Origin of the sequence: Planotetraspora kaengkrachanensis (assembly GCF_016862895.1) — a bacterium.
Classification (GTDB): domain Bacteria; phylum Actinomycetota; class Actinomycetes; order Streptosporangiales; family Streptosporangiaceae; genus Planotetraspora; species Planotetraspora kaengkrachanensis.
In genome coordinates this window covers 489992-502072 of sequence record NZ_BONV01000001.1, presented here as the reverse complement: position 1 = coordinate 502072, position 12081 = coordinate 489992, and the positions used below count along the sequence as shown (strand labels likewise).

Sequence of the window (12081 nt, the reverse complement as noted above, 5' to 3'; positions counted from 1 at the left end):
GGTATGCACAAATATCTGGGTGCGCTGATGGCGGACGGCTTCCGCTCGTGCCATCGGCGCGCTTTCCCTTGTTGAGCCGGAACATCAGAACGTGAGGGGCCGGCCGGCCGCACCCCAGAGGATGTCCTGTGCACGACAACACGCCCGAGATCGAGGCCACGATTCGGGAACTGGCACGGCTGAGCATGGATCGGCTGGCGTCGCACCCGTCCCTCGACGGGACCGCCACGCCCATGCAACTCGAGTCCGCGGCCGGAAAGACGATCACTCCCTCAGGCGTCGGCGCTCCCGAGGCGGTGCGGCTCTGGACGGACGTGCTGGCTCCGGCGTGCATAACCGTTGACCACCCGCGCTATTTGTCCTTCATTCCGGCGGCGCCGACCAAGTTGGCAGCCGCGTTCGACATGCTCGTGGGCACGTCGAACGTGTACGCCGGATCGTGGCTCGAAGGATCGGGGGCCGCCTTCGCCGAGAACGAGGCCCTTCGCTGGATCGCCGACCTGGCCGGCCTGCCGGTCACATCAGGGGGTGCGTTCGTTCAGGGCGGCACCATCGGGAATCTGTCGGCCCTGGTCGCCGCGAGGGAAGCGGCGAAGCGGAAGCGGTCGACGGTTCCGCGGCGCTGGGCGGTCTGCGTGACCGATGAGACGCACTCGTCAGTCATGCACGCCTTGCGGGTCGTCATGGACGTCGACGTCGTCAACGTCGAGGGCGACGCCCGGGGCAGGATGACCGGGGCCGCCTTGCGCGACACCGTCAACGGCCTCCCCGCCTCCCGGCGCGAGGGCATCTTCGCCGTGGTCGCCACCGCCGGCACGACCAACCTCGGCATCGTCGACGACATCGCGGGGATCGGCGAGGTCGCCCGCGAGAACGGCTGGTGGCTACACGTCGACGGCGCCTACGGCGGCGCCGGCCTCGCCGCACCGAGCGTCCGTCCTCTCTACGACGGCATCGAGGCAGCGGACTCGTTCATCGTCGACCCGCACAAGTGGCTGTTCGCGCCGTTCGACTGCTGCGCACTGCTCTACCGCGACCCGGCGCTGGCCAAGGCGGCCCACACCCAGCACGCCGGGTATCTGGAGCCTGTCCTGGCGGAAAGCGCGTGGAATCCGTCCGATTACGCCATCCAGCTCACCAGACGTGCCCGCGGTCTTCCGTTCTGGTTCTCACTGGCGGTCCATGGAACCGATGCCTACCGGGACGCGATCGAAAAGACGTTGTCCACCGCGCGCGCCGCCGCGGAAATGATCCGCCGTGCAGACCATGTCGCCTTGTTGGTCGAGCCGGACCTCACCGTGCTGACATTCGAACGCATCGGATGGCGAGCCGGTGATTACGAACAGTGGAGCGATGAACTGCTCAAATCACAGCTCGCCTTCGTGACTCCGACCAGCCACCGAGGCCGGATCTGCACTCGCTTCGCAATCGTCAATCCGACGACGTCGGAGAACGATCTGCGGCTCATCCTCGACTCGATGCGCTGATGATTCCGCTCCTCCGGAACGCATCAGAGAACATCACGCGCAGGGACTGGTGGACGGGGCCCGCCAGTCGGCTTCATGATCGAGCTTCGGCGGCGGAGCATTCCTGGGAAAGGTCGACACCATGGCTCGATACGGCGCGCAATTCGGACCGGACATCACCTTCATGGGCGTCGACGCCTGTGACTGGGCGGACGCCGGCAGCTATTCCGATGCGGACGTCGTGATCCTCGGCGCGCCGTTCGACGGCGGAACCTCGCATCGTCCAGGGACGCGGTTCGGCCCTCAGTACATCCGTCAGACCGACTACAACCCGCCCGACGGGTCCCGCCCTTCGCTGGCCATGCGTGTCGACGCCCTGCGGGACCTGCGTGTCTACGACGCCGGCGATGTCGAGATGTTCTCCGGCGACGCCGAACGTTCGGTACGCGACCTGCAGACCGCCGTCCATGCCGTCGCCAGTACCGGTGCGATCCCGCTGATCCTCGGAGGCGACCACACCGTCGCCTGGCCGGACGCGGCCGGTGTCGCCCAGCACGTCGGAGCAGGCCGGGTTTCCATGATCCATTTTGACGCGCATGCCGACACCGGCGACGTGGAACACGGCTCGCTGGTCGGACACGGCCAGCCCATGCGCCGGCTCATCGAATCCGGCGCGGTACGAGGCGATCGCTTCTTGCAGATCGGCCTGCGGGGCTACTGGCCGCCGCCTGAGATCCTGAGCTGGATGGCCCGGCAGCGCATGCGGTCCTACGAGATGACAGAAATCGGGGCGCGCGGCCTGGACGAATGTCTGACCGAAGCGTCCGGCATCGCAATGGACGAGTGCGACGGCGTCTTCCTGTCGGTGGACATCGACGTGTGCGATCCCGGTCACGCTCCAGGAACGGGCACGCCCGAACCTGGGGGCCTGACGGCGCGGCAACTGCTGGACTCCGTGCGCCGGATCGCCTACGAGCTGCCCGTTCTCGGCGTCGACGTCGTCGAAGTGTCGCCGCCATACGACCACGCCGAGATCACGTCGTACCTCGCGAACCGAGTCGTACTGGAGGCGCTCACGGGAATCGCCCGTCGGCGGAAGGACGCTCGCGACGGCACGACGTGGGATCCTCGGCAGCCGTTGCTGGACGGCCGCTGACCGCGGCACGACGACGAACAGCGACCTGAAGGATCACTCAGTTCGACGCTCACTCGGGGGGTGCCGGCATTCCTGGCCCTGGGCGATCCTTCCGGGTCGCCTCGGCGCGGGCGATCAAGTGCCGGCGCTCGGGCAAGGTGGTGGCCAGCCGGGCGGCCTCGCGGTAGGCCTCCGCTGCCGCGGAGTGCTCGCCGGCCAGTTCCAGCAGGTGTGCCCGGGTCGCGATCAGGCGGTGGTGGCGTGTCATCCGGTGATCGGACTCCAATCGTGCGAGCAGATGCAGCCCAGCGGCCGGCCCACGCACCTTGGCCAGGGCGACCGCCCGGTTGAGGGTCACCATCGGGTTCGGCGCCATCCGTTCCAGGAGCTGGTAGAGGGCAAGGATTTGCGGCCAGTCCGTCGCCTCCATGTGCTCTGCCTCGTCATGGACCGCGGCTATCGCCGCCTGCAACTGGTAAGGGCCGACCTGGCCTCGGGGCAGCGTCGCGGTGATCATCTCAACCCCTTCGGCGATACGCCGGCGATCCCATTTGCTGCGGTCTTGTTCCTCCAGCGGCACCAGACTGCCATCGGGCCGAATGCGCGCGGGTCGGCGCGCGTCGGTGAGCAGCATCAAGGCGAGGAGCCCGGCGACCTCGCCATCGTCCGGCAGGAGCAAGCGAAGCAGACGGGTGAGCCGGATCGCCTCGTCGGACAGTTGCGGCGCGGTGAGGTCCGGGCCTGCCGTGGCGGTGTAGCCCTCGTTGAATATGAGGTACAACACGTGAAGCACGGCACGTTCCCGCTCGGCCCGCGCTGCGGCATCCGGCACCGTGAACGACGCTCCGCTCGCCTTGATGCTCTGCTTGGCCCGACTGATGCGCTGGGCCATGGTGGCCTCCGGGACCAGGAAGGCCGCCGCGATCTGCACGGTGGTGAGTCCGCCCACCGCGCGCAGAGTCAGCGCGATCTGGCTGGGCACAGAGAGCGCGGGGTGGCAGCACAGGAACAGCAGGGCCAGAGTTTCGTCCCGCTCATTCTCCGCGGTGGCGTCTGCAGGTGCGGCCAGCAACGCGGATTGAGGGGTCGCCGCCATGGCAGCCTCCTCGCGCCGCCGCCGCGACCGGTCGCTACGGAACTCGTCCAGCAGGCGATGAGCGGAGACGGTGACCAGCCAGCCCCGGGGATTGTCCGGTACTCCCTGCGTGGGCCACAACGTCGCCGCCTTCAGCAGGGCCTCCTGAACGGCGTCCTCGCACGCGTCGAACTGCCCGTACCGGCGGACCAGAGCGCTGAGGACCTGCGGCGCAAGCTCGCGCAGCAGGTCCTCGACGCCCCGATCCCGGCTCACAGGTCGGCCGCGGCCTCGTGCAGGATCGGCCACACCTCGACCGGCTCGAGGTCGGCCCAGGGCATGTCCGCCGCGATCTCCTGCGCCCGCTCCTCGTTCTCGCAATCCAGCAGGTAGAAGCTGGCGATGTACTCCTTGGTCTCCAGGTACGGACCGTCGGTGACGGCTGGGGCGCCGTCCTTGCGCAGCACCAGTCGGGCGGCCGCCGCATCAGCCAGGCCGTAGGCACCCAGCAACTCGCCGGTCTCCCGGTACTTCTTGTTGAACGACTCCTGCTTGGCGATGGCCTCCGGCCACTCCTCCGCCGGGATCGAACTCCACTTCTCCTGGTTGCCGTAGATCAACAGCAGGTACTTCATCTGGGGCGTCCCTTCCGTCCTGCGCGCACCCCGTCGGCGCGCTGTCACCCTGCAGACGGAGCGGACGCGCCGTCCTCGACATCCCATCGACATTCTTTCGCTTCATTTCCGGAGGACGATGTCGAGCCGATCCGCTCCGCTTCATCCTCCATGCCACCTCGGCCCGGTGAGGGCCGCCTGAGGACGTACAGAAAGTTTTCAGAGAGTGTCGTCCGGATCGTCCGTCCAGGCAGTAGTGATCGGTGGAGTGATCCGAACGGAGGTCCGAGATGGCGAATGGTTTCGCCGAGTACGTCGCACATCGACACGACCGGTTGTGCCGGACGGCGTACCTGCTCACCCGGGACTGGGCGGTGGCAGAGGATCTCGTGCAGACCTCACTGGCCAAGGCGTGGGCGGTGTGGCGCAGGATCGAGGAAGATCCCGACCGGTACGTCTACCGGATCATCGTCAACACGCACACCTCCTGGTGGCGCAGGAGTTGGCGGGGAGAAGTGCCCACAGAGGCGGTCCCGGAACGATCGGAGCGTGATTTCTCCGGGACCGTGGTGGACCGCGACACCCTGTGGGCTGCGATCGGCACCTTATCGAGGCGGCAGCGCACGGTGATCGTCCTGCACTATTTCGACGAGATGACCATGCAGCAGGTGGCGGACACTCTCGGATGCTCGCTGGGAACCGTGAAGACGCAACTCGGCAGGGCGCTGGCACGGCTACGCGTGACTCCAGAAGTCCAGGATCTGCAACCGGAGGCGACGAGATGAGTCATGTCACCGAGAACGATCTGCGCACCGTACTGGCCGAACGCAGCGCCGAGGGTCCGGGCTGGCATTTCCTCGTGGCCGAGATCGTGAAGGAAGGACGCGCGATGCGGCTGCGTAGACGTATCGCCGCGGGTGCGGCAGTGGTCGGAGTCGTCGCGGCCGTCACCGGCGTGTTCGGGGTCACCCTTCCCTTGCTGGACAGGGACACCACGGCGAAGCCGGCGACCTCTGCGCGCGTATCCACCGGCGTCGAGATGCCCGAGACGGTGAAAGCAAACGGGGACAAGCTGTCGCTGATCTACTCGCAGACTTACCAGTTCGTGGGACAGAGGGTGAGGGTGGCGTTCCGGCCGACCAGCAACCGAACCGGCACGGTCATTCGATGTGCCGATCCGAAGGACTGGGTGTTGGAATTAGGCGACGGGAGCGCGTTCAGCCGATGTGGTGACAGGTTCGCGGCCAAAGGCCACGGTCTCGATACCCAACATTCTGAGACGTACCCGGGATGGGTTGGCCAAGTGCAAATCGTGGATATCTGGGTGTTTCCCGCAGACGCGCCGGTCGCCGAGTACGGGAAGTGCAAGGTCCCCGACCCGAAGCGGGGCACGTGCGACGGGAAGTTCACGGTGATGACGATCACCGAGAACCCGGAACGGCTCGCGGCCGCGGTCGGCCGGCAGCCGGGTCTGTGGTCCGTGGGGATTTACGACACGGCGGAAGGCGACTAGCGACTCGCTTTCGCGCCCGCCTGGTCCTCGCCGTGGGGCTGCTCGGGTAGTGACCAGTGGATCATCCGGCGGTAGCGTTCCCGTGTGGAGTCCGAACGCCGGGTGCGGGAACGGGTCGTCACGTTGGACACCGAGGCGAAGCGTCGTTTCGCCGCCGGGGACGTGGCCGGGGCGGTGGACCGGTTACAGGAGGCGTGCGACCTGGTCCGGGGGATGATCGGCACCGGCCGGCCGGACCGCGACGTCGCGCTCCAGCTCGGCGCGATGCTCTATGCGATCGGCGAGTGGGAACGCCAGCGTGAACGGTTCACCGAGGCGGTGACGGCGCTGGACGAGGCGGAGTCGGTCTACGCGGAGCTCGGCCCCGGCGCCGGCCAACTGGTGACCGACGTGGTGATCCGCCGGGCCCGGGTGCATGCGCACGGCGACCGCCCGCTGTCGGCGGTCGCCGACGCCCAACGCGCCGTCATGGACAGCCTCGACCGGGTCGACGACGTGCCTCGCTCGCCCCGCCGCCTCGACGCCGCCCGGATCGTCGCGCACGCCGCCCAGGTGCAGCACGCCGTCCTGGGCGACCCGGATCTGGTCGTCGCCGCGGCCGACTGGGCGATCCGCGAGGTCGTCAGCGGCTTCGGCCCCGGCGGCCCGCTGGCCCTGACCCTGGCCGACGCGCAGACCCTGCACATCGCCGCCCCGCTCGCCGCGCTGCTGCACACCGCGGCGGGCCGTACCGGGCCGGCGGAGGCGGCGACGTGGTTCGCCACGGTCACCGGAGACGACGGGTTCAGAGTCACCGACGAGGCGGTCGCCGACGTCCTGGCGTCCCAGCCGTCCCTCGCCACCGTGCTCACCCACAACGACCAGCAGCGCTACGTCGACGTGCTGACCGCCCCGCCGACCGAGGTGCGACTGCTGGTCCCGGCGCAACGGGTGAACCACAGCGTCGGCGCCGGATACGGCGCGGTCCTCGGCGAGCTGCAGTTCCAGACCGCCATGGGCGCGGACCCGTCCTACGAACGGCTCTGCGGCCTCGAGGCGCACGCCCTGTTCGCCTGGGCGTCGTACCGCGGCGACGTCAACATGCGCTACCAGTTCGCGCACTTCGGCGTCGAGTGGCTGTCGGTGCTGCTCAACTTCGGGCAGCGGCGCGGCGAGAGGGGCGAGTGGAGCGCCGCCGTCGACGCCGCCAACTGGCTCACCGGCGTCGTCGGGCAACTCCTGCCGCACGCGATGATCGACGGGAAGGTCCGCGACAACGTGACCGCCGCCCTGGACTGGCAGCGCGCGGTCTACGCCGCCGTAGGCGATGCCTCCGCCGTGCACGGCGTCGAGCAGGCCGCCGCCGTGGTCGCCGCCTTCGGCGACGGCACCTGACCGACCCGCCGCACCCCGGCACCAGGCGACGGCGACGTTGAAGAACCATGATCGGAACCGATGGCCGGGTGCCGGTTACCTTGCTAGCGTGCTTGCCATGTCGGATGATCTGCCCGATCTGCGGGCATCGCACGGGGATCGGGACCGTGTCGTGGACGCGTTGCGGATCGCCGCCGGTGAAGGCCGACTCGATGCCGAGGAACTCGACACCCGGCTGGAGCGTGCGCTGGCGGCCCGGACGCTCCGCGAGCTGGCCGGACTCACCGCCGACCTCTGGCCTGCGGCCGACGACGTACTCGTGCTCGAGCAGGGGGGCGGCAAGTACGTGAAGGACGGGCACTGGCGGGTGCCCGGGCGCATCAGGCTCCGCACCCAACATGCCAGGGTCACCCTCGACTTCACCCATGCCGTGATCACCGCGAGCGTCCTGCGCATCGACGCGGAGATGGTGCACAGCAAGCTGCTCATCGTCGGCGCGCCGGGCATCGTGACCAACGCCGACGGGCTCAACCGCACCTACTCCAAGGTCAAGCTTCACTCCAGGGACGCCGCTGCCGATCCCCTTCTCCGTATCGAGCTCGTCGGCGCGCTCGTACACGCGAAAGTCATCGAGCGGCGGCCTCGACGTTAGCCTGCGGTGCTGCAGCGTGGGTGCGCCCACCCCAGCCTTCCCACAGCCGCACGTGCGTTCGAGAGTCATGGGGGCGCGCCTCGTGGGTCGAAAACGATCTATGAAGGATCTCCCCAGCACAAACAGCAGTCGCTTTCGAGATACATACCCTTAAGAGATTGTTCGCCGTTTGGGCGGGTTTGACAGGTGGTGGGTAAGGGGGAAACCGCCATGACAGCCAGCGACGGCCTGGAGGACTGGGCGGGGTATGGGTTCAGCGAGGAACTCGTCAGAGCCCTGTTCCACGGTCTGCGTGTGGGTTTGTACGTGGTCGACCATGCGGGGAAGATCCTCCTGGTCAATCCGTATGCCGAGAGGTTGCTCGATCGTCCCGCACGGCAGTTGATCGGGGTTGACCCCCACGACCTGCTGCACCGCTACGCCGACGGAAGCCCGATGGCCCGGGAGGACTGCCAGATTCTGGCCGCGTTCGCCGAAGGGGTGTACGTCCGCAGCGAGGAGGCGTGGTTCACCCGCGGATCCGGAGACCTGATCCCCGTGGGCGTGATGGCGGCCCCGCTCCCGTTGGGCGGGGGCAAGGAGATGGGCTCGGTGGTCCTGTTCTACGACCTGTCGCGGCACAAGGCCGTGGAACACAAGCAGGCGGCCGCCCTGGCGGCACTGGGGAAGCTGACCGACCGGTTGTCGCTGATGGCCGAGATCAGCACCGTGCTGGCCTCCACCCTGAAGGTGGATGAGGCGCTGCGGCGGCTGTCGCGTCTGGTGGTGCCCCGGCTGGCCGACTGGGCGACGATCGACCTGCTCGGCCCCAGCGGCGACGGGGTGGACAGGGTTGCGGTCGTGGTCAAGCAGGGCCGGAGCGGTGTCGAGTACAAGCAGTGGGAGGGGCCGCTTCCGGCGTTTCCTGAGACCTCCCAGGCGCCGATGGCGCAAGTGCTGCGCGGCGGCCCCGCGGTGCTGTTCGGCCCTGAGGATCTGGCCGAGCGAATCGACCTGGAGGAGTACAGCGTCCGGCGGCGGCGGCCGTACGAGGAGTTGGGTGCCCATTCGGTCATCGTCGCGCCGCTGCGTACGCCGCGCCGGGTGGTGGGCGCGCTCACCCTGGCCCGATACGAGACCTCCCCGGTGTACGACTCGGCTGATCTATCCCTTATCGGCGACATCGCCAGCCGGGCCGGGCTCGCGGTGGACAACGCGGACATGTTCAAGGAGCAACGTCGGTTCGCCTCCTCCACCTCTCACGAGCTCAGAACGCCGCTCGCCGGTCTCCGCGCCCGGCTCGAGGAGGCGGTGCTCTACCCCGCAGACGTCGACCCGCACGAGACCATCAGGGAGGCGCTGGCGGTCACCGATCGGCTGGAGAGGATCGTCGACGACCTGCTGGTGCTGGCTCGCCTCCGTGCCGGAGGGCCGGCCGCCTACGAGCCGATCGACGTCGGCGCGCTGGTGGCCAAGGAGGTGGCGGCCATGGCGGGTGGCGTGCCGGTCCACGTCGACGCGGGCCGGGATGTGAACGTTCTCGGCAACCGGATCCAGCTGATCCGGGTCATCGACAACCTCCTGGTCAACGCCCGGCGGCACGCGGAGAAAAGGGTTCACGTCGCCGTGGGACGAGTGGAGGGCTCGGTCGTCGTCACCGTGTGCGACGACGGTGCTGGAATCGCGCCGCAGGACCGAGAGCGCGTCTTCGAGCGCTTCGTCCGACTGGACGAGGGCCGGCGCAGGGAGCCGGGAGGCAGCGGGCTCGGCCTGGCCATCTCGCGCGACATCGCCCACGCCCACAACGGGACCCTCACGATCGAAGACTCACCGCGTGGTGCCCGGTTCGTCCTCCGGCTTCCGCTGACAGACAGGCGTCCGTAGCCTCCGCGGACCTCCGGAGCGCCAGCAGGCCGACGACCGTACGGCACGGGCACGCCCTAGCTTGCGTTGGCTCTGACGGGCCTGGGACTGTACGTTGCGGCAGGTATCGCAAGTATGCAGGGGGCACGGCCCGATGAAGACGTCCCAGAAGGTCCTCGCTGTCGCGATCACCGGCGGGGTTGTCACGTTCGTAACCATATTTGCCCGCGATGTCATCACATGGGCGAAATGCGGGGATGGCATCGGGCAGGCGATTGTCGATACCTGGACGTCAGGAGCACCCTTGAGAGCTGAGTGCAATGCCGTCCGGCTTCGCGGGTGACGGGAATCGACATCCCACCTTCGGCCTCCGAGGGTCGCGGTAGGACGCAGTTGACCATCCAGGATTTTCGGGAGATCCCGTCGATAGATCCTGGTCGATTCCGAGTGGCCTCGGACTTCTCGATCGAGGTTGCAGCGAGGGCTGGTGGACTCGGAACTGTACTTCGGCTCGTGGATTCCGGCATCGATGTGTGCATCGAGTTCCCCTGGTGGGGCAACGCGGAAGAGGACATCAGCAACTGGACGTTGCACGACATCCCACTCGGAACCGTCACTGAGCCGTATTGGGACGCCGATCAAGGTTGGCGAATTCTCATCTGGAAAGCAAATGCCACAGTCTTCATTGCTTCCGGAAGTTCAGATGAGGACGATACATATGACACTTTCATATCCGTTGTCGAAGATCGATACAGAAAAGCGTGGGTAGGTGTGATCGGATCTTCGCGTTCTTGAAGCCATAGGCCGGTGCGGGCCCATCGGACAAGTACGCCTGTAGGCCGGGGCGCCGTTTCTCTGACCTGCGGCCGGTCAGTGAAACGGCCCTGAGCTGGGATTTCATGTTCCAGCAGTTGCCAACAGTTTCGGGGATCTCTCACGCTCCGGCGGAACAGAGACGGAGCAGGAGCCGGGCTAAGATCAGCGGCTGGCGCCGGGTAGTTTGCCGGGCGTGAGTATGTGGATCTACTTTCAAGGGCTCGAATCCTCCGGGCTGCCCGGGGACGCGGCGGGCTTTGAGGCGCTATTCGATGTGGAGTTCGACGAGCTGCGCCGACGGGTCCGGGCAGGAGACGCAGTATGGCTGGAGAGCGGCTTCTTCCAGCTGAACGAGCTCTACTCTCCCCGGTCGGAGCCGGGTGGCGACGGGGAGTTCCCCGTCTTCGGTGGTCGGCACATACCGGACCCCGGCGGCGGCCCGGGCCACGCGGTGCTCGAGCCACCGGAAGTGGCGCGCGCGGCGGCATATCTGGAGGGGGTGTCGTTCCCGGACCGGTGGCAGGGATGGCGGCAACTGCCCTCGTCCAACTCGGATGAAGAGCTGCGGGAGCGCCTGGCTAGGTACCACGAGGACCTACGAGCCTTCTACGGCAGGTCGGTGGAGCGGGGCTGGTCGGTGGTCAAGGACTTCTCGTTCTGACCCGCCCGGGATCCCCAGGTCGGCCTCCGCTCGGCTGGCCAACTGAAGCACCAGCCGGTGATCCAGTCCGGGGCCGTGGCCATGGATCGCATCTTCGGAGGTTCCGAGGGCTCTTAGGGGTCACACACCGGTCGCGGTCGCGGTCCCCTGCGCTGTGCGGGACAGGCCCTCCCACCGCTGCCACTCCTCGAGCCGCTTCGCGTACTCCTGGTGCAGTTCGTCGAGGCCGCCTGCGCCGAAAAGGGCGCGCAGCGGCGGTTCGGGCGCGTCGGCCAGTTCGAGGAGGGCACGTCCGGTGGCGGCGACATCGCCGGGCCTCATTTCGGTGTCACGCTCGAACAGTGCCTTCCTGGCGTGCTCGTAGGCGGGTGTCGGGTCGACCTGGGGAGAGGTCGCGAACAGCCCGGTGGGGAACATGATCGGCTCGATGAGCGTGACATGGATGCCGTACGCAGCGACCTCGGCCGCCAGTGACTGGCTGAAGGCCTCCAGGGCCCACTTCGACGCGTGGTACAGACCCAGTGCCGGATAGGCCACCACGCCACCGATCGACGACACCTGAAGGATTCGGCCCGCGCGACGCTCACGCATCCCCGGCAGGACCGCCCTGGTCATCCACAGCGCGCCGAAGAAGTTGGTGTCCATCTGCGCCTTGGCCTGATCCTCGGTGACCTCCTCGGCAGCAGCGATCAGCATGTGGCCGGCGTTGTTGACCAGGATGTCGATCCCTCCGAAACGGGCTTCGGCTGTGCGAACCGCTTCACGGACGGCCTCGGGATCGGTGACATCGGACTCCAGCGTCAGGACGTTGCCGCCGTAGCGCTCTGCCAAAGGCTCCAGGGATGCCGCGTCGCGTGCCGTCGCCACGACCCGGTCACCGCGTTCCAGCACGGTCTGCGCCCACTGCCGGCCCAGGCCCCGGGATGCGCCAGAGATCATCCACGTACGCGGCCG

At 67.8% G+C, this 12081-nt stretch carries 12 protein-coding genes; 9 read left to right on the top strand and 3 right to left on the bottom strand.

Translation table 11 applies throughout. The annotated features are described in order from the left end of the window. Positions 1-128 precede the first annotated feature (128 nt). Both Pka01_RS02315 and speB read left to right on the top strand, forming a co-directional pair. A complete protein-coding gene (locus Pka01_RS02315) occupies positions 129-1487 on the top strand; it encodes a pyridoxal phosphate-dependent decarboxylase family protein (protein WP_203880812.1) in 1359 nt (452 codons plus the stop codon). Between the two features lie 121 nt (positions 1488-1608). Continuing rightward, positions 1609-2622, top strand: a complete 1014-nt coding sequence (gene speB, locus Pka01_RS02310; protein ID WP_203880811.1) for an agmatinase — start codon at positions 1609-1611, stop codon at positions 2620-2622. A gap of 49 nt (positions 2623-2671) precedes the next feature. Here speB and Pka01_RS02305 read toward each other — a convergent pair whose 3' ends face one another. Together Pka01_RS02305 and Pka01_RS02300 are read right to left on the bottom strand one after the other, a co-directional pair. Then, the gene (locus Pka01_RS02305) at positions 2672-3952 is read right to left on the bottom strand and encodes an RNA polymerase sigma factor (RefSeq protein WP_203880810.1); all 1281 of its coding nucleotides are present in this window, start codon (positions 3950-3952) and stop codon (positions 2672-2674) included. Then, a complete protein-coding gene (locus Pka01_RS02300; protein WP_203880809.1) occupies positions 3949-4311 on the bottom strand; it encodes a YciI family protein in 363 nt (120 codons plus the stop codon). The genes Pka01_RS02305 and Pka01_RS02300 overlap by 4 nt, the downstream gene beginning before the upstream one ends. 269 nt (positions 4312-4580) lie before the next feature. Here Pka01_RS02300 and Pka01_RS02295 point away from each other — a divergent pair, with 269 nt between their 5' ends. The 7 genes from Pka01_RS02295 (at position 4581) to Pka01_RS02265 (ending at position 11127) form a co-directional block, all read left to right on the top strand. Continuing rightward, a complete protein-coding gene (locus Pka01_RS02295) occupies positions 4581-5075 on the top strand; it encodes a SigE family RNA polymerase sigma factor (RefSeq protein ID WP_203880808.1) in 495 nt (164 codons plus the stop codon). Beyond that, positions 5072-5803: a hypothetical protein gene (locus Pka01_RS02290; RefSeq protein ID WP_203880807.1), complete on the top strand. Its 732-nt coding sequence runs from the start codon at positions 5072-5074 to the stop codon at positions 5801-5803. Before Pka01_RS02295 ends, Pka01_RS02290 begins: the two co-directional genes overlap by 4 nt. A gap of 84 nt (positions 5804-5887) precedes the next feature. Further along, positions 5888-7177, top strand: coding sequence for a hypothetical protein (locus tag Pka01_RS02285; RefSeq protein ID WP_203880806.1), 1290 nt, complete (start codon positions 5888-5890; stop codon positions 7175-7177). A gap of 97 nt (positions 7178-7274) precedes the next feature. Continuing rightward, positions 7275-7808 (top strand): DUF1707 SHOCT-like domain-containing protein, encoded by a 534-nt coding sequence (locus Pka01_RS02280; RefSeq protein ID WP_203880805.1) that lies wholly within the window; start codon positions 7275-7277, stop codon positions 7806-7808. 210 nt (positions 7809-8018) lie between these two features. Further along, positions 8019-9671, top strand: a complete 1653-nt coding sequence (locus Pka01_RS02275) for a PAS domain-containing sensor histidine kinase (RefSeq protein WP_203880804.1) — start codon at positions 8019-8021, stop codon at positions 9669-9671. A 492-nt stretch (positions 9672-10163) separates the two neighbouring features. After that, the gene (locus tag Pka01_RS02270) at positions 10164-10445 is read left to right on the top strand and encodes a hypothetical protein (protein ID WP_203880803.1); all 282 of its coding nucleotides are present in this window, start codon (positions 10164-10166) and stop codon (positions 10443-10445) included. Positions 10446-10659: 214 nt separating this feature from the next. Beyond that, on the top strand, positions 10660-11127 hold the full coding sequence (locus Pka01_RS02265) for a DUF1877 family protein (RefSeq protein WP_203880802.1): 468 nt from the start codon (positions 10660-10662) through the stop codon (positions 11125-11127). 120 nt (positions 11128-11247) lie between these two features. On the opposite strand, the gene Pka01_RS02260 is transcribed toward Pka01_RS02265, so the two are convergent. Then, a complete protein-coding gene (locus tag Pka01_RS02260; protein WP_239114652.1) occupies positions 11248-12066 on the bottom strand; it encodes an SDR family NAD(P)-dependent oxidoreductase in 819 nt (272 codons plus the stop codon). Positions 12067-12081 lie beyond the last annotated feature (15 nt).

Coding starts and splice junctions, on each gene's coding strand:
- Pka01_RS02290 (WP_203880807.1), top strand. CDS start 5,072: ATGAGTCATGTCACCGAGAACGATCTGCGCACCGTACTGGCCGAACGC.
- Pka01_RS02280 (WP_203880805.1), top strand. CDS start 7,275: ATGTCGGATGATCTGCCCGATCTGCGGGCATCGCACGGGGATCGGGAC.
- Pka01_RS02300 (WP_203880809.1), bottom strand. CDS start 4,311: ATGAAGTACCTGCTGTTGATCTACGGCAACCAGGAGAAGTGGAGTTCG.
- Pka01_RS02295 (WP_203880808.1), top strand. CDS start 4,581: ATGGCGAATGGTTTCGCCGAGTACGTCGCACATCGACACGACCGGTTG.
- Pka01_RS02260 (WP_239114652.1), bottom strand. CDS start 12,066: ATGATCTCTGGCGCATCCCGGGGCCTGGGCCGGCAGTGGGCGCAGACC.
- speB (WP_203880811.1), top strand. CDS start 1,609: ATGGCTCGATACGGCGCGCAATTCGGACCGGACATCACCTTCATGGGC.
- Pka01_RS02275 (WP_203880804.1), top strand. CDS start 8,019: ATGACAGCCAGCGACGGCCTGGAGGACTGGGCGGGGTATGGGTTCAGC.